This window comes from Paenibacillus sp. FSL P4-0081 (assembly GCF_000758565.1).
Taxonomy (GTDB): Bacteria; Bacillota; Bacilli; order Paenibacillales; family Paenibacillaceae; genus Paenibacillus_AQ; species Paenibacillus_AQ phytohabitans.
In genome coordinates this window covers 1370276-1386915 of the sequence record NZ_CP009280.1, presented here as the reverse complement: position 1 = coordinate 1386915, position 16640 = coordinate 1370276, and the positions used below count along the sequence as shown (strand labels likewise).

The 16640-nt window shown below is 54.7% G+C and carries 16 protein-coding genes and 2 other annotated features; of the genes, 5 read left to right on the top strand and 11 right to left on the bottom strand.

Annotation, left to right across the window (positions count from 1 at the left end; all coding sequences use genetic code 11):
• Window positions 1-180: 180 nt before the first annotated feature.
• The gene (locus tag P40081_RS05910) at window positions 181-2136 is read left to right on the top strand and encodes an ABC-F family ATP-binding cassette domain-containing protein (RefSeq protein WP_042134056.1); all 1956 of its coding nucleotides are present in this window, start codon (window positions 181-183) and stop codon (window positions 2134-2136) included.
• Window positions 2137-3003: 867 nt separating this feature from the next.
• On the opposite strand, the gene P40081_RS05905 is transcribed toward P40081_RS05910, so the two are convergent.
• From P40081_RS05905 to P40081_RS37290, 7 genes are all read right to left on the bottom strand, one after another.
• The gene (locus tag P40081_RS05905) at window positions 3004-4572 is read right to left on the bottom strand and encodes a 2-isopropylmalate synthase (protein ID WP_042134054.1); all 1569 of its coding nucleotides are present in this window, start codon (window positions 4570-4572) and stop codon (window positions 3004-3006) included.
• A gap of 86 nt (window positions 4573-4658) precedes the next feature.
• Window positions 4659-4958 (bottom strand) — a binding site (T-box leader).
• Window positions 4959-5004: 46 nt separating this feature from the next.
• Window positions 5005-5299 (bottom strand) — a binding site (T-box leader).
• A gap of 54 nt (window positions 5300-5353) precedes the next feature.
• Window positions 5354-6403, bottom strand: a complete 1050-nt coding sequence (gene tsaD / locus P40081_RS05900; protein WP_042134052.1) for a tRNA (adenosine(37)-N6)-threonylcarbamoyltransferase complex transferase subunit TsaD — start codon at window positions 6401-6403, stop codon at window positions 5354-5356.
• Complete coding sequence (rimI, locus tag P40081_RS05895) at window positions 6400-6924, bottom strand: ribosomal protein S18-alanine N-acetyltransferase (protein ID WP_042134051.1); 525 nt, start codon at window positions 6922-6924, stop codon at window positions 6400-6402. The genes tsaD and rimI overlap by 4 nt, the downstream gene beginning before the upstream one ends.
• Window positions 6921-7754, bottom strand: a complete 834-nt coding sequence (gene tsaB, locus P40081_RS05890; protein ID WP_042134049.1) for a tRNA (adenosine(37)-N6)-threonylcarbamoyltransferase complex dimerization subunit type 1 TsaB — start codon at window positions 7752-7754, stop codon at window positions 6921-6923. The genes rimI and tsaB overlap by 4 nt, the downstream gene beginning before the upstream one ends.
• Window positions 7751-8242 (bottom strand): tRNA (adenosine(37)-N6)-threonylcarbamoyltransferase complex ATPase subunit type 1 TsaE, encoded by a 492-nt coding sequence (tsaE, locus tag P40081_RS05885; RefSeq protein WP_081956381.1) that lies wholly within the window; start codon window positions 8240-8242, stop codon window positions 7751-7753. The genes tsaB and tsaE overlap by 4 nt, the downstream gene beginning before the upstream one ends.
• 237 nt (window positions 8243-8479) lie before the next feature.
• Window positions 8480-9490 (bottom strand): DMT family transporter, encoded by a 1011-nt coding sequence (locus tag P40081_RS05880; protein WP_081969835.1) that lies wholly within the window; start codon window positions 9488-9490, stop codon window positions 8480-8482.
• A gap of 347 nt (window positions 9491-9837) precedes the next feature.
• Window positions 9838-10386: a DDE-type integrase/transposase/recombinase gene (locus P40081_RS37290; protein ID WP_269323268.1), complete on the bottom strand. Its 549-nt coding sequence runs from the start codon at window positions 10384-10386 to the stop codon at window positions 9838-9840.
• A gap of 27 nt (window positions 10387-10413) precedes the next feature.
• Between P40081_RS37290 and P40081_RS38240 the strand changes: the two genes are divergently transcribed.
• Entirely contained in the window at window positions 10414-10566 is a 153-nt protein-coding gene (locus tag P40081_RS38240; RefSeq protein WP_156118537.1) for a hypothetical protein, read from the top strand.
• Between the two features lie 209 nt (window positions 10567-10775).
• Here P40081_RS38240 and P40081_RS05870 read toward each other — a convergent pair whose 3' ends face one another.
• The 3 genes from P40081_RS05870 to P40081_RS05860 all read right to left on the bottom strand — a co-directional run bounded on the left by P40081_RS05870 (window position 10776) and on the right by P40081_RS05860 (window position 12234).
• Window positions 10776-11090, bottom strand: coding sequence for a helix-turn-helix domain-containing protein (locus P40081_RS05870; protein ID WP_052421685.1), 315 nt, complete (start codon window positions 11088-11090; stop codon window positions 10776-10778).
• Between the two features lie 766 nt (window positions 11091-11856).
• Window positions 11857-12042: an H-type small acid-soluble spore protein gene (locus P40081_RS05865; protein WP_039302140.1), complete on the bottom strand. Its 186-nt coding sequence runs from the start codon at window positions 12040-12042 to the stop codon at window positions 11857-11859.
• A gap of 12 nt (window positions 12043-12054) precedes the next feature.
• Entirely contained in the window at window positions 12055-12234 is a 180-nt protein-coding gene (locus P40081_RS05860) for a hypothetical protein (RefSeq protein ID WP_042134045.1), read from the bottom strand.
• Between the two features lie 214 nt (window positions 12235-12448).
• On the opposite strand from P40081_RS05860, the gene ku reads away from it, so the two are divergent.
• The 3 genes from ku (at window position 12449) to ligD (ending at window position 15481) form a co-directional block, all read left to right on the top strand.
• On the top strand, window positions 12449-13441 hold the full coding sequence (gene ku / locus P40081_RS05855; protein WP_042134043.1) for a non-homologous end joining protein Ku: 993 nt from the start codon (window positions 12449-12451) through the stop codon (window positions 13439-13441).
• Window positions 13434-14432, top strand: a complete 999-nt coding sequence (locus P40081_RS05850; RefSeq protein ID WP_231575293.1) for an ATP-dependent DNA ligase — start codon at window positions 13434-13436, stop codon at window positions 14430-14432. Before ku ends, P40081_RS05850 begins: the two co-directional genes overlap by 8 nt.
• Window positions 14433-14596: 164 nt before the next feature.
• A complete protein-coding gene (gene ligD, locus P40081_RS05845; RefSeq protein ID WP_039302148.1) occupies window positions 14597-15481 on the top strand; it encodes a non-homologous end-joining DNA ligase in 885 nt (294 codons plus the stop codon).
• A 192-nt stretch (window positions 15482-15673) separates the two neighbouring features.
• Here ligD and P40081_RS05840 read toward each other — a convergent pair whose 3' ends face one another.
• Window positions 15674-16582: a YitT family protein gene (locus P40081_RS05840; protein ID WP_039302151.1), complete on the bottom strand. Its 909-nt coding sequence runs from the start codon at window positions 16580-16582 to the stop codon at window positions 15674-15676.
• Window positions 16583-16640: the final 58 nt, after the last annotated feature.

Genomic DNA, 16640 nt, shown 5'->3' with positions numbered 1-16640 from the left:
TGACCGTCCCGCCGTGAAATGCCGGGAGCCCGGACAGCTGATCTGCCGCCGTCAGGGCCCTCAGGAATGATGCAGCCCCCTCGCGCGGCAAACCTTTTTCATGTAAACTATAGAATAAGATTATTACAAGCCGGGCGTAATGAGCCAAGGCGAATATGCAAGGGCGGAGGTTTCATCAGAATGCTTCTTCAAGCGACAGGAATTTCGAAATCATATGGAATACAAAGCGTGCTGGACGGCATCAGCCTGATGGTCAATGAGAAGGAAAGAGTCGGTCTGGTAGGCGTCAACGGGGCCGGCAAGTCCACCTTCCTGCAGATTCTCGCAGGTGAGATGTCGTATGACAGCGGGCAAATTCATAAATCCAAAGAAACCACAATAGGGTATCTGGCCCAGAACAGCGGCCTGCAATCCGATAAAACCATTCAGGAAGAGATGCTCGCTGTTTTTGCGCCGCTGCTTGAGGCGGAGGCGGAGCTGCGGCAGTTGGAAACGGATATCGCTGATCCGGCGCTCGCGGAAGATCCGAAGCGTTATGAGGATCTGCTCGAGCGCTACGCCAGACGTTCAGACTGGTTCAAGGATCATGGCGGCTACGAGATGAACACACGGATTCGCAGCGTCCTGCATGGTATGGGCTTCGGGGAATTTGCACCCGGGACCCCGATCGCTACGCTCAGCGGCGGTCAGAAGACACGCCTGGCACTGGCGCGCATTCTGCTGCAGGCTCCTGATCTGCTTATGCTTGATGAGCCGACCAACCATCTGGACATTGAGACGCTCACCTGGCTGGAGGATTATCTGCGCGGATATCCCGGCGGTATCCTGGTGGTCTCCCATGACCGGTATTTCCTCGACCGTCTGGTCACGACCATAGTGGAAATTGAGCGGCACCAGTCCCGCAGATATACAGGCAATTACAGCCGCTATATGGAGCTGAAGGCAGCGGAATATGAGATCCGCATGAAGCAATATGAGAAGCAGCAGGACGAGATTTCGCGGATGGAGGATTTCGTACAACGCAATATTGTGCGGGCTTCCACCACCAAGCGGGCGCAGAGCCGGCGTAAGGCACTCGACAAAATGGAGCGCATCGACCGGCCGCTGGGCGATCTGAAGAAGGCCAGCTTCTCCTTCGAGCCTGACTTCATGTCCGGCAAGGAAGTGCTGCAGGTCCGCGAGGTCGCGGTAGCTTTTAACGAAGGGGCTGCCCCGTTGTTCCGCAATGCTTCCTTTGAGCTTAGACGCGGCGAGACAGCGGCGCTGATCGGTCCGAACGGTATCGGCAAGTCCACGCTCCTGCAGTGCATGACCGGCACCCGTGAACCATCCGCCGGAACGGTCAACTGGGGAACCAAGGTGAAGATCGCTTACTATGATCAGGAGCAGACGAGGCTGAATCCGCGCAACACCGTTCTGGAAGAGCTGTGGAGCGATTACCCCATGCTGGAGGAAGCACGGATCCGCACCATTCTCGGCAATTTCCTGTTTAGCGGCGAAGATGTCCTGAAGAGGGTAGCCGCGCTCAGCGGCGGTGAGAAAGCACGTGTCGCCCTGTCCAAGCTGATGCTGCGCGGGGCCAACATGCTGATTCTCGATGAGCCTACCAACCATCTGGATCTGGTCAGCCGTGAGGTGCTGGAAGCGGCACTGATTGATTTTGAAGGCACATTGCTGTTCATTTCCCATGACCGTTATTTCCTGAACAAAATGGCTGAGCGGGTGCTCGAGCTGCATCCTGGCGGTATTGATCAATATCTCGGTAACTATGACGACTATGTCGAGAAAAAAAGTGAACTTGAAGCCATTGCCGAGGAGGAAGCGGAGCTTGCCGCCGCCAAGTCCTCCCGGAATGCGGACAGCGAGGCTGCTGTTGCCGAGAAAGGGACCTCGCTCTCTTATGAAGCAGACAAACAGGCCAAGCGTGAGGAGCGCAACCGCCAGCGGAGGATCTCTGATCTAGAGGAGAATATCGCCAGGCTGGAGGAAGCCATCTCCGGAATTGAGCATGAAATGACCAAACCTGAGGTATATCAGGATTACCTGGCGCTTCAGGAGCATGAAAGTGATCTGAAGGACAAGAAACAGCAGCTGGCAGATTTATTTAGCGAATGGGAGCAACTGGCTGACGAATAATGTAAAGGCAGTAAAAAAATAAAATTCAACTGTTTCCGATTTGTTCATAAATAGTTATCCACAGCTCCATCCACAGTTTTCGTGCATAACTCCTGTTGAAAAATAGCCCTCCGGGGCTTTTTTTATGCGTAAAATCGCTATTTTCCTTGTCAAGGACTTTTTATCCACCGAATTATCCACATTATCCACAGTTTTTGCAAAAATGATTCAAGGTATAACCTTCTGTTTATGGCCTTCGAAAAAAAGGCGTTATTGCTGATTTTACACGGTTTTTACACAACTCGTGCGGAATATGTGGATAACGTTGTCCACAGCTTGACAAATGCCGCAATGGATCAAAATTTGTTGATTAAGGGATACAACCGTTGTTCCCATCGCCGTGCCCTCCAGATTTTTTCTTTCTGTTATCGGTGAAAATCCGGAGACTGCTGATGCTTCCGAAGTGCACTTTCCTGCGGAAAAAATTTCTGGCGGACGTTGCCGCGAGTACAATTCCCCTTACTTTTTGATGGGCCTCCACTCTGCATAATAATTTAGGTGGATAAACGTATCTTAATTTGGCTGTTTTGGAGCGTTTGAGATCATTAAGTGGATAAATGTCATTTAAATTCATGCAGTCTCCTCTAGCCTGGATATTTGCAGCCTATTAAGTGCTGATTATCCAATTGTTTCCTGGCAAGAGCTCCTCAGTTCATAAGCAAGTGGAGAAAATCCACCTGTTTCCGGCCGCCGGCACCAGCCAACCCCATCCCAGCTTCTTGCACCGCTTCTTCGGAGTTATCCGCTAAAAAAACGCGCCCCGCCGTGTCTGAGTGACATCGGCAAGACGCGTCCATGAAGTGTCTAATGCTGCATGCAGGGTAATGCTTAGCTGTTCACCGCAGTTTCCGTTTCCGGAGAATCCGCAGCCGATTCTGACAGCAGTGCTGCATTGCAGGCGGCAATGTAAGCAATTCCCGCTGCCATTACGATATCGTGATGGATGGCCGTCCCCCGGAACTTGGTGTCCTTCCATTCCACCATCACAGCAGCCTCGGCCTGGGCATCCCCGCCGCTGCCCAGGGAGTGCAGCTCCAGACCGTCGAAGCGGATATCCTCAGCGATCCCTTGCCCGATGGCGGCAATGATCGCTTCCAGCGGACCGTCTCCGGTGCTGGTGTGCGTGGTTTCTGCGCCGCTCTGCAGATGGCGCACCGATACGGCGGCTACGCGGCGCGGCGCGCTGCCTGCCAGTACCTGCACCTCGCCGAGCGCATAGACCTGCGCCTGCTGCCCGGTGGTGCTGCTGACCATCCGCAGCAGCTCATCATCGCTGACGGCCTTCTGACGGTCAGCGGTTTCCTTGAAGGATTCATAGAGCGCGTCCAGCTCCGCTGAATCCAGGGCAATCCCGTACTTCGCTGCGCGGTCCTTCAGGGCATGCCTGCCGGAATGCTTGCCGAGGATGATCATGCTGCGCGGGATGCCCAGCCGTTCCGGGTCCATGATCTCATAGGTGCTGCGGTCCTTGAGCAAGCCGTCCTGGTGGATGCCGGATTCATGCTGGAAGGCATTCCGGCCGACGACCGGCTTGTTGAAGGCGATCGGGAAATGCATCGCCCCGCTGATCATACGCGAGGTATCGTACAGCTTTTCAAGCCGGATGCCCGTCTCAGCACCGATAGAATCCCCCCGTGTTTCCAGCGCCATAACCAGTTCCTCCAGCGCACAATTGCCGGTCCGCTCGCCCACTCCGTTGACAGTGACCTCAATTTGTGTGGCACCGCCGGCAATCGCCGCCAGGCTGTTCGCCACGGCCAGCCCCAGATCGTTATGACAATGGGCGCTATAGATGACCTTGTCGCCGCCCCTCGCACCGAGCCGCACGCGCCGGAACATTTCCCCGTATTCCTGCGGCAACGCATATCCTACCGTGTCGGGCAGATTAATAATGGTTGCACCTTCTTCAATCACCGCCTCGACCATCTCGATCAGATCATCGATTCCCGTCCGTGCAGCATCCATGGCGGTGAATTCCACCACATCGCTGAACTGGCGGGCATAGGCTGTCATTTCGCGTGCGGCGGCAACTACCTCAGGTCTGCTCTTGCGCAGCTGATGGCGCAGGTGAATGTCAGAGGAGGAGATGAACAGATGAATCCGCCGCCGCTCCGCATCCCGCGTTGCCCGCACAGCAGCATCGATATCCCCTTTGACCGCGCGGGCGAAGCCGCAGATCTCTACGCCCTGAATCTTGCGGGAGATGGTCTCCACCGCTGCAAAGTCACCCGGACTGGATACAGGGAAGCCCGGTTCCATGACATCCACGCCCAGCTCGGCCAGCTTGCCGGCCAGAATGATCTTCTGCTCCGGGGTAAGGCTAGCCCCCGGGGCCTGCTCTCCGTCACGCAGCGTCGTGTCAAAAATCTGAATTCGTTTCTTTACGGGAATAATCATTGTTCATCCTCCTCAAATTGGTTTCATTCGGCCTGCTTTGTCTTCCAGATCCACTCCAAATAACACAAAAAACCGCCGTCTCTAATTAAAGAGACGGCGGGTCACCCCTCCGCGGTACCACTCTTTTTGACGCATAGGCTCCTGAACCTCATTCCATTCAGGCAGCCCAAGCTGCGTCCAGCTCCGCTTCATATCTCCCTGCTCCCGTAAGGGTAGCCTGGGGGATACGAACAGTCCGGTAACGGGGACATCCGTAACGGCGTACCTGAAGCTCTTTCCGCCGTTCCGCTCACGGGCGAGATTCGCCGGCCTCCGGTGACTGCGTCGCACCACCCGCAGCTCTCTGTTCACCTTGGCCGTCTACTGCTCCCGTTCATTGCGTGTAATTCTATGAGTGCCTATACCAGCGCACAAAAAAACCTGCCCTCTCATTCAAGAGACGACAGGTTGTTCACCCTCGCGGTACCACTCTTGTTGATACCCGGATCAGCAACTCTTCTGCTGCGCCTGCGGTATCCACTCAACAACCCTCTTACGGAGGTCAACCGTAACGGTGTACAAAAGGGCCCGGTCTACATTCTGCACCGGCCAGCACTCCCTGTTCAAGGAGTTCCCCGCTTCCACCGCTCCGCTCCCGGACGAGTTCAGGTCTCCTTCGACTGCGTCGCACCCTCCCGCAGCTCTCTTATCCCGGAGTTTCCTTACTGCTTCCAATCATCGCGTTTGTTCAAATATAAGATTCATGAATTGAACTGATTATACCCGGCTTCTCCAAAAGAAGTCAATAGGCAGATACAGACCATTTCTCCAGCGAGAAGCCGGGATCGGCGACCATATCCAGCGGAATTCCGCCTTCATGCTTCCATTTCACATAAGCTGCAGCCCCGATCATCGCTGCGTTATCCGTGCAATACACCGGCGGCGGGATGATCAGCTCGATCCCTTCTGCGGCGCATCTCAAGGTCAGCGCTTCACGGAGGCCCTTGTTCGCAGCCACCCCACCGCAGAGCAAAAGCTGCCCAGCGCTGAACTCTCGGACGGCACGCACTGCCTTCTCGACCAGTACCTCAACAACCGATTCCTGGAATCCGCGGGCGATTCCGGCCACATCCGGCTCCAGCCCCTTCATCTTGCTCTGGTTCACCGCGTTGAGCACCGCAGACTTCAGGCCGCTGAGGCTGAAGTCATACGAACCCGGCTCCAGCCATACACGCGGCAGCGGGAAGGCTTCTTCTGCTTCCCGCGCCAGCCGGTCCACATGTGGACCGCCCGGATAAGGAAAGCCCAGCGCCCGGGCCACTTTGTCGTAAGCTTCGCCGACAGCATCGTCCCGGGTGCGCCCGATGATCTTGAACTCGCCTTCCCGTTCCATCAGGACCAGCTCCGTATGACCACCGGATACCACCAGCGTCATATTGGGATACTGCAGTTCCTTGACCAGCCGGTTGGCATAGATATGGCCGGCAATATGATGGGTGCCGATGAGCGGCTTGCCCCAGGCCAGCGCCAGGCTTTTGGCCGCCACGACACCGACCAGCAGCGCCCCGACAAGCCCCGGACCCTGGGTGACCGCCACTGCCGTCAGGTCCTGCGGCGAGATTGCCGCCTCGTTCAAGGCTTCCTCAATAACCAGCGTGATCACCTCTACATGCTTGCGGGAGGCCACTTCAGGCACCACGCCGCCGAATGCCCGGTGGGTCTCAATCTGGCTGGAAATGATGTTTGATAACACTTCACAGCCGTCTTTGACTACAGCTACTGAAGTTTCGTCACAGCTGGTTTCAATTGCGAGTATATATACAGGCTTAAGTACGCCCGTTTCGGTCTTCATTTCAAGTCCACGCTTCCTTCCGTCAACCCTTGCTCCCCGTACTCCGGCAGATCCGCCCACATAATGAGCGCATCCTCGCGGTTGTCCGAATAATAACCCTTGCGGGTACCGGCAGGACGGAAGCCTTTTTTGCGGTATAAATTCTGGGCCACCTCGTTCGAGACCCGCACTTCAAGTGTTATGGATTTCATCCCGAGATACGCCGCCGTCTTCATCAGCTCGTCCAGCAGCCGGTCTCCCCATTTACGTCCCCTATAGGCCTCCAGCAGCGCAATATTCGTTACATGCGCCTCATCGACAATCGCCCACATCCCGGCGTAGCCGATGATATGCCCGGCCAGCTCCATTACCATATATTTGGCAAAATGATTATGGCTCAGCTCGTTGCGGAACGCTTCCTCCGTCCATGGCATCGTGAAGGCTTCGCGTTCAATCACAAGAATCTCAGGTATATCCTCAAGCCGCATCAGGCGGAAAACAAGCTCAGTCCCCTGATCTTTTCCTGGTTCCGATACCGTCATCCTTTATTCAGGCTCCCTTCACTGCTTCGGCGGAGATTAGCCTCCGCTTCGGTAAGCTGCGTATAATTGGGAATCAATACGTGAATATCTGCGCTTTCCTCATAGATGCCCGCTTCGGCCAAGAATCCGGTCCAGCGGCCTTCGAGTTCGTAAGACAGTGCCTGAACAATGCCAGCCCCGGCTAGCGGGGCCAGCGATTCTGCACTTCCATGCAGTGCCGTGTCCCCGGTGAACCATAGGGTGCCCGGCATCACGCCTTCTGCTGCAGCGTCCTTCAGCCGTTCTCCTAGCTCCCGCACCCAGTCTGCCATCAGACGGATGGCATCAGGCGCCAGCCGCTGCGGAGGGTTGCTCCCGTCCGCTGCAAAAAGCGCAGTGTAGGCTTGTCCACGGCGCGCGTCGATCAGCGGGATGATCCAGTCCGGACCCGTTGTCCCGTTCGCGGTCGTCACATCAGCCTGTCCGGCTTCCTGCTGGAGAGCCGCGGCATGATAACCGCCCCACGCCAGCGCATGCAGGCTGGACACCCCGGTGACCGGAACGTTCCAGGCCCAGGCCAGCGTTTTGGCTGCAGTTACAGCAATCCTTGTCCCGGTATACGATCCCGGACCGACACCGACTGCAATGCCGCCGATCATGTCTGCCGCCGTAGCCGAGGCCTGCAGCGCCTGTTCAATGATCGGCAGCAGATGTACCGAGTGATTCCGTTCCCCGGAAGCATTAATCTCATGCAACAGCTCCCTGTTCCCGGTAACTGCCACCCCCAGCACAGCCGTTGATGTATCCAGCGCCAAAAACCGCTTGCGCGGCTCATTATTAAGATTCGTCATGTTTCTTTACCCCACTTCTGGATCAGCGCCCGGCATACTCCGCCGTAAGGCTCCCCGATTCCGGTTACCGTAATCTCCCGCTTCTCCGGGCCGGCTGACTTCAGCTCTATATGCAAATGCCGCGGCGGCATCAGGTCCGTAATGATACTGCTCCACTCCACCAGGCTTACTCCCTGGCCGTAGAAATACTCTTCCAGCCCCAGCTCATCCGCTTCCTGGAGGGAAATCCGGTATACATCCATATGATACAGCGGCAGACGGCCCTCATACTCTTTGATAATTGTAAAAGTAGGGCTGTTCACAATCCCCTCCACACCTAAGTGGCGGGCGTAGCACTGCGAGAACGCGGTTTTGCCCGCGCCCAGATCCCCGTCCAGGCCGATCACCATCCCCGGCTCCGACACGGCTGCGATGGCGGCTGCAAGCGCCTCAGTGTCCTGAAGGCTGGAGGAACGGTAAGTAAACACCGTTTCAATATTATTGTCCAAAACTGCAACTACCACCTTTTAGAAAATATAAGAAAGGATATGTTTTACGCTATACTTTATCCTTCTATTTCTCGCTGAAACGGGTACCGTCCTTCAAGGACGGCGTAGCCGTTTCTACTTGATATCCCTTAACGGTTAACAATACTTTTAATTATATCGGTATGATACTTGCACCGCAACAGGCCGCTGTTATCTGTATATGGAGCCAGTGTACAGAGCTAGCTGCACGGATTCTCATTATGTAACCTTCCTTCCGGCTGCAGGAACTTCAGCTCCTCCGCGCCGCTTCTCTCTGCCGGATGCCGCTTCTCCCGGATACCGGGAGAACAGACTGTGCAGCGCCATGCCGGCAATAATGACCGCAATCCCAACCCATGACAGGAGGGATGGCAGCGGGGAAGCCAGAATCAGCATCTCACCCAGCAGGGCAAACAGCACCTCCAGGGACTGGGTCGCCTCAACTGCCGCCAGGCCGCTCATGCTGCCCCGGACCATATCCGTAGCCCGGAAGAAGAGTACGGTAGCCACTATCCCCGAAGATAGGGCAACGATCACGGACTGGCCCGCTTGCGAGGACGACGGCAGGCCCGCGTCTGCCAGGCCATATAATGCGACTGCCAGCCAGAAGGGCAGGCTGGCCAGCGTCATGCCGAGAATCCGCTGGAACACATCCAGCCGGTCTCCGCAGAGCTCCATCGTCTTGCGGTTGCCGAGCGGATAGGCGAATGAAGCAATAAGTACCGGAATAATGCCCAGCAGCAGCTGGGATGGAGTCAGCTGGCGCGCATGTTCCACTTGCAGCAGCGCTACTCCGGCCAGAATGATCAGGGACAGGAGCAGCCCGCGGAGCGGGATTTTACCTCTTATGTATACAGAACCGGAAGGCCCGCTTACCCATTGTCCGAAGAATGGGGCGAGCAGCGAGCCCGAGATAATCGTGATCTGCCAGGTCCCCGCTGTCAGCCAGCCGGGTGCATACGCAGCCGCGAAGCATATAGGCGCATAAAACAGGCCGAAGCCGACCGTCCCCCATAACAGCCAGGCCCCCGGACGTTCTCTCATCGCAGCCAGCAGCGGCCTCAGCCGCCCTCTTCCGGCCACAAGGGCCAGCAGAAACGGCAGGGTAAAGAAATAACGCAGCGAGGCGCTCCAGGCCCAGCTTCCTCCCGCAAGCTCCATCCTACGGTTAAGCACAAAGGTTACCGCAAAAAACAGCGCCGAACATACGCCAAGCAAAATGGGACGCACGCCTATCATCTCTTTTCGTCAAAATTCTTCCCCCAAATATAGGGGGTTATGGCGTCCGCCGTCAACCTTTGTGTCAGCTCTAATATGATCTTTTTGCCGGATGACGCTCTGGCCAATTTCTGACGGATTTAAAGAGACATCCCCCTTTATGTTCACCAACCAGCCCCCTCCAGCACATTGTATTCGGTTTTTCGCATACATTTGGCTCGGTTACCCTCGCAGTCGCACATTGTATTCGGTTTTTCACATACATTTGGCTCGGTTACCTTCACAGTGACACATTGCGGTGCGACCCCCTTATCCCGGAGTCCTCCGTATAAAATCAGTACTTGTTGTAGATATGCTCTTTATTTCGCTTTTTCTCTCGGCCAGAAGAAGCGGGAGCGGTCTTCTAGGGTCAGCACCCACTCTGCAAAGGTAGCTGGCGGCAGGTTACGAAGGCTCGTATGCATTCTGCGATTATTGTAAAAGTCCATGTACCGGTCCACCGCTTCATAGGCCTCTTCGAACGTTTCGAATGCCTCTTTGCGGAACAAATCCCGATCGATATTACTGTGGAATGATTCAATAAAAGCATTTAAATCCGGCGTTCGAGGCGGAATACGTTCATGGGTCATTTCCCAGCTTTCACACATGTCGCCAAACAGGTGGCTGACGAACTGTGGGCCGTTGTCGGTGCGGATCACAGGGCGAGCGCTGTCAGGGGCGCAGTGATGCTCCATGGCGCGCGCCAGCGTCTGGCAGGCGTGCTTGGCCTCACACGACGATCCCCGGTGGTAGCCGACGATGACACGGGTAAACACATCGATAATGCTCAGGACAAAGAAATGCCGGTCACGTCCCTCCACATACCCGTATTTAATGTCCATCTGCCAGAGCTGGCTCGCTCCTGTAATGACTCGGTTCTCCGGCAGCTTCCGGGGATGCTTAAAGCGCTTCTGACGCTGGGGCTGCAGGATATCCAGCTCCTGACACAGCCGGTAGCTTTTCTTGTGATTGAGCTTCAACCGGTGCTGGTTTCACAAGCACTTGGCCAGGAGTTTGTACCCGTACACGTGCTCTTCTCCAGCGATTAATTCCAGCAGCCATTCCTGGATCTCCTCGTCACTAATCTTTTCCCCAGACTCGTTAAAGGAGTAGCCTGGCTGGGGTCTTCCACGCCCCCCTTGAACGGCCTTTGGGGACAGTGACCTGCGTTTCTTACGGTCGTAGTACGTGGACTCTGCTAGCCCCATGAGACGCAGTACCAAAGCTGCGGTATTCCCCTGCTTAATGAACATGTCGGCTACCTCGATTTTTTCGGATAAGCAGGGGTTGGCTTTTTTAGCAGTTCACGCAGAATCTCAATCTCTAACTCCTTTTCGCCGAGTATCTTGACGGCCTTCTCGTATTTCTGCTCCACTTCCAGGAGGCGCTTCAGTTCCTCCACCTGCTCCTGGGGATACGGATGATCTTGTTCCCCATGGGCCCCTCGGTAATCTCTCACCCACTGATTCACCGTCGCTGGGGTCACCCCATATTTTCGGGCAACCACCGCTGCCTTAATGCCAGACAACACCTCTTGCGCTGCCTTCTCTCTTGTTCCCGTTAAGTGTCCCATTGTGTTCATCCTCCTCCTGTATTCAGTCTACATTTTTATGGGGGAGGACTCCAACTTCATTAGGGGGCTGTGGAGATTGTATTCGGTTTTTCGCATACATTTGGTTCGGTTACCCTCGCAGTCGCACATTGTATTCGGTTTTTCACATACATTTGGCTCGGTTACCTTCTCAGTGACACATTGTACTCGGTTTTTCGCATACATTTGGCTCGGTTACCCTCACAGTGACACATTGTATTCGGTTTTTCACATACATTTGGCTTTCTTACCTTCACAGTCGCACATTGTATTCGGTTTTTCGCATACATTTGGTTCGTTTACCTTTACAGTCGCAAATTGTATTCGGTTTTTCGCATACATTTGGCTCTCTTACCCTTTCAGTCGCATATTGTACTCGGTTTTTTGCATACATTTGGCTCGGTTACCCTCACAGTGACACATTGTACTCGGTTTTTCGCATACATTTGGCTTTCTTACCTTCACAGTGACACATTGCTCCGATTGTATTCGGTTTTTCGCATACATTTGGCTCTCTTACCCTCGCAGTCGCAAAATTTATTCGGTTTTTCGCATACATTTGGCTCGGTTTGCCGTAGCAACTTGCTCATCACTTAATTTCTAAACTACAAAAAACCGGCTGATCGGATACCTCCTCAACCGGTTTTATATACTCTTATTATCTGCCTTATCCGTTCTTGTTCGTTTCGTTCCTATCCGTCCTTTTCTCTACCCCATCCGGCCACTGCCTAAGGAGGCATCAGCCTATCTAACTTCCCTGCTCCTCCAGCCGGTCTACACCAACGGTTCGTGTATTATCCGGCCGGGAGCCTACTTGTACAGTGGCCATGCCGTTATCGGCATCCACATGCTCAATCCATACCGGTTCACCATCGAGATGGACAGCAATCCTATCCTTGGAGGCGTAAATATCCCCCGCACGTTTCACATCCATTTTGTCGCCTCCCTATTCATCCTCATCTTCTGCAGAAAGTTCGCCGATGGTTGCATCAGCATCCAGCAGTCCGGCTTCGCCGTACAGCTCCTCTTCCCCGGGCTCGGCAATAATGCTCTCCCAATCGACAGCCTCCGCCGGGATATCCTGCTCGGACAGGACGTCGCTCCAGTTGTTTCGCTCTTTTTCCATAACGGCCTCCCTTTGCATGACTATCCAGCAATGACCAGCAATGAATGTCCCATTCACTGTGCAATGCGTATGCTGAACGGCTTTATTTTTTCCCATGAATCGCAAATAATGCATCCGGCTAGAAAAAGCCCCGTCGCGTCATACTAAGCCATATTGATCGTGAACTCATGATACAGCAACTATAAACAGCACTTATACTCAGGAGGCGATTCTCATGCATACCGTTTGGAAAGGAGCCATCAGTTTCGGGCTTGTGCATGTTCCGGTCAAAATGTTCTCCGCTACGGAAGACAAGGATATCTCGCTGCGTTACATCCATAAAGAATGCGGAAGCCCGCTATCCTACGTGCGTAAATGCCCCGTGTGCGAGAAGGAAGTGGCCTGGGAAGAGATCGGCAAGGGTTACGAATATGAGAAGGGCAAGTTTGTCTTGTTCGATAAGGAAGAGCTGGATCAGCTAACCGAGGAGAGCAGCAAGAGCATTACGATTCTGGATTTTGTGGATTTGACGGAGATCGACCCGATTTATTTCCAAAAGACCTATTACCTGTCTCCCGATCAGGCCGGTGCCAACGCCTACCGTCTGCTCATGGAGGCGATGCGCCAGACCGGCAAAATCGGGATCGCCAAAATCTCCATCCGCTCCAAAAGCAGTCTGGCTGCGATCCGCGTCCTCGCCGACTGCCTGGCGATTGAAACCATTTATTACCCGGACGAGGTCCGTCCGGTATCGCAGGTCCCCGGTCTGCCGGAGCCGGGGATCGTGAACGACAAAGAGCTGGATATGGCCAAGCTGCTGATCTCCCAGCTGTCCACACCGTTTGAACCCGCTAAATACACGGACGATTACCGCCAGCGGATGCTTGACCTGATCACGCACAAGATCGCCGGTGAGGAATTCCATATTGCTCCGGCACGCCAGGAGAACAATGTCATCGATTTGATGGCTGCCCTGCAGGCCAGTATCGAAGCTGTACAGCATATTCCGTCCGACCCCGGACCTTCACTGTCCGGCACAGGAACCGGTACAGGCAAAAAGCCGCGGGCGGCTGCGGCCGGCAAGAAAAAACCGGCACAGGCCAATGCCTCCGGAGCCCCTGCCCCTGAACCGGGAGTTCCGGCAGTTAACGAGGCAACTGGCCCGATTCCGGTCATCGCTCCGAAGCCGAAACGCCGGACGGCCAAGAGCAAGGTAACCGGTGCCTAGGAGCAGGTCATCCGCACCTCCCGTTATTGGCGGTCCGCTTACGCTGCAGCCGGTTATTCCATTCGAGCCCGTGCTGGCCTCCAGGCTCCCGGAGGGCGAGGAGTGGATCGCCCAGATCAAATGGGATGGCGTGCGGATGCTCTCCTATTACGATGGAAGCCATGCCGAGCTGATCAACCGGCGGGGCAACCGGCGCACGCTGCAGTATCCTGAGCTTGCCAGACCGGAGGCGTATTGCCGGGCCGGTTCCGTCATTCTCGATGGTGAGATTATTGCGCTCAGCGGCGGCAAGCCCTCCTTCCATGAGGTGATGCGGAGGGATAGCCTGAAGAATGAAGCAGCGATCCGGGCGGTAAGCCCGCAGGTGCCGGTGCTCTACATGGTCTTCGATATCCTGTACTGCAATGGCATTTGGCTGCTGGACCAGCCGTTGTCCCGGCGGCGGCAGATGTTAAGTGAAATGCTGCTGCCCCATCCCCATGTGCAGAATGTGCCAAGCTACCATCAGCCCGCACAGCTGTACGCTGCCGCTCTGAAGGGCGGGCTGGAGGGGATTGTATGCAAAGAGCTCACCAGTACCTATGCCCCGGGAGGCAAGGACAAGCGCTGGCAGAAATGCAAAATCATCTCCGATGTCACTGCTGTAGCCGGCGGCGTCACCTTCCGTGACGGTCTGGTTAACGCCCTGCTCTTCGGACTGTATGATGATGCAGGTAAGCTGCACTATATCGGCCATGCAGGAGCGGGCAAAATGACCGTACAGGACTGGCGGAATTTGACCGCACAGATCAGCGGCATGATCACAGAGCAGATGCCTTTTGCAGAGCTGCCCCAGCGCAGTAAAGGCTCGGTCTGGATTAAGCCTGAGCTGGTGTTCAAGCTGCACTATCTGGAATGGAATACTTCCGGAACCTTCCGCCAGCCGGTTATACAATCCCAGGTAGAGCTCCCTCCGCTGTCCTGCCGCATGGACCAGAGAACACAGACGTAGTAACGGGATCACCGGGCCTGAGCCTTACCTGAGCTGCCTAATCTTGCCTGAGCCCTGTCTGAGCCTTGACTATGTCTAGTCTAAGCCTTGCATTGCCTGAGCCTTGCCTAAAGTCTCACCTGACTAAGCCTCAAGCTCGTATAACTATACAAGGAGGATGCCGCATGCCGAAGACGATCAGAGGCTCCATTACCGCAGGGGGACATGAGATTAGCATTACGAACCCGGATAAGCTGCTATGGCCTGAACGCGGCATCACCAAGCAGATCTATCTGCTTAAGCTGGCCGCGCTCTCTCCTTATCTGCTGCGCTACTGCCAGGGACGGCTGCTCACGGTAATCCGCTACCCTCATGGTGTTCCGGGGATGTCCTTTTACCAGAAGAATGCCCCCGAGCCGCTGCCGGAATTCGTGCATACAGCAACTCATGAGAATATTACCTATATTGTGCTGCAGGGCCTCCCGGAGCTGCTCTGGCTGGGCAATCTGGCCGCGCTCGAATTCCATCCCTCGCTGCATTATGCGGGCAGTGAGCTCCCCTGCGAATGGATGATTGATCTGGACCCCTCGCTTGAGGTCGAGCCGCGTATTATGGAGGCAGCCGCTACGGTGGGCGAGGTACTGAGGTCACTGGGACTGGCCTCTGTGCCCAAGACCTCCGGTGCCACCGGTGTGCAGATCATTGTTCCGGTGGAGCCGGGAGTCACCTTCGACGGCCTGCGCCGGGTAGGCCATTTCGTCGGCCGCTATGTTACGGAGAAGCGTCCCGATCTGTTCACTTTGGAGCGCCTGAAGAAAAACCGCGGGGACAAAATCTATTTCGATTACCTCCAGCATTACGGCGGGAAAACTCTTGCTGCCCCATACACCCCGCGGGCCCGTCCGCTGGCAACCGTCTCAACGCCCCTCCTGTGGGAGGAAGTGCAGCGTAACGTCAAGCCTACCGATTACCATCTGCTGAACATTGAGGAGCGTCTGGCCCGGATGGGCGATCTTATCGCCCAGGTCCCTCCACAGCCGGTGGGTGATATTATTGCCAAGCTGCCCTGAGAATGGCCCTGAAGACACCAATAAGCCCGCAGTTACCTATACTCTAGGCTGCGGGCTTATTTGGCGTCCAGCATATGGACGGAAGGTATTATATATGAGAATACGGCGCAGCAAGCACAGGCCGCCGCATTGATTACTCTGACGTTCGTAAATATACCTTCCTTCGGAAGCGCTCCGGTTATACCGTACTCGCTAATGGATTGCTTTTTTCTTAAAGCGGCCGCCTTTGACATCATGGATATTACCGATCGCGATGAATGCGTCGGAATCCCAATCTTCTACAATGGACTTAAGCTTGGCTTCTTCCAAACGGGTAATGACTACAAAGATAACTTTCTTGTTATCGCCGGAGAATCCGCCTTCACCATCCAGATACGTCACTCCGCGTCCCAGACGCTCCGTCAATGCTTCACCGATATCACGGAATTTATCACTGATAATCCATACCGATTTCGACTGATCCAGACCTTCAAGTGTAATATCTATTAATTTAAAAGCAATGTAATAGGCAATCAGCGAGAACATCGCATTATTCCAGCCGAAGACAAAACCCGCGCCGGAAAGAATAAACAGGTTGAAGAACATTACAACTTCCCCTACGGAGAACGGAAGCCTCTTGGACACAAGGATGGCCACAATCTCAGTACCATCAAGCGATCCTCCATAACGTACCACGAGTCCGACCCCGACCCCGAGGATAACCCCACCGAATACTGCGGCAAGCAGCGGTTCAACCGTAATCGGATTCACAGGATGGAGCAATTGCGTCCCAATGGACATTACAACTACAGCAAATAAAGTAGATAAGGCAAAGGTCTTACCAATCTGCTTATAACCGATCACCAGAAACGGCAGGTTAAGCAGTGTCAATAAAATACCCAGAGGTATATTGAAAATATGGGACAACATAATGGAAATACCGGTTATTCCGCCGTCAATCAACTCATTGGGAACAAGAAAAATCTCAAGCGCAACAGACATCATGGCCGCTCCGATGACAATCATCACAATCCGCTGGGCCAGCTTCGCTGTCTTGAAGGCTCCTGATTTCTGAGGCTTCTTCTGTTCCTCACTCGTAAAGATTTGTTGGCTTACAGTCATAGAACTCCCCCTATAAATAGTATATCTAAGAAGTATACGAAAGCAGACTTCACAGCTG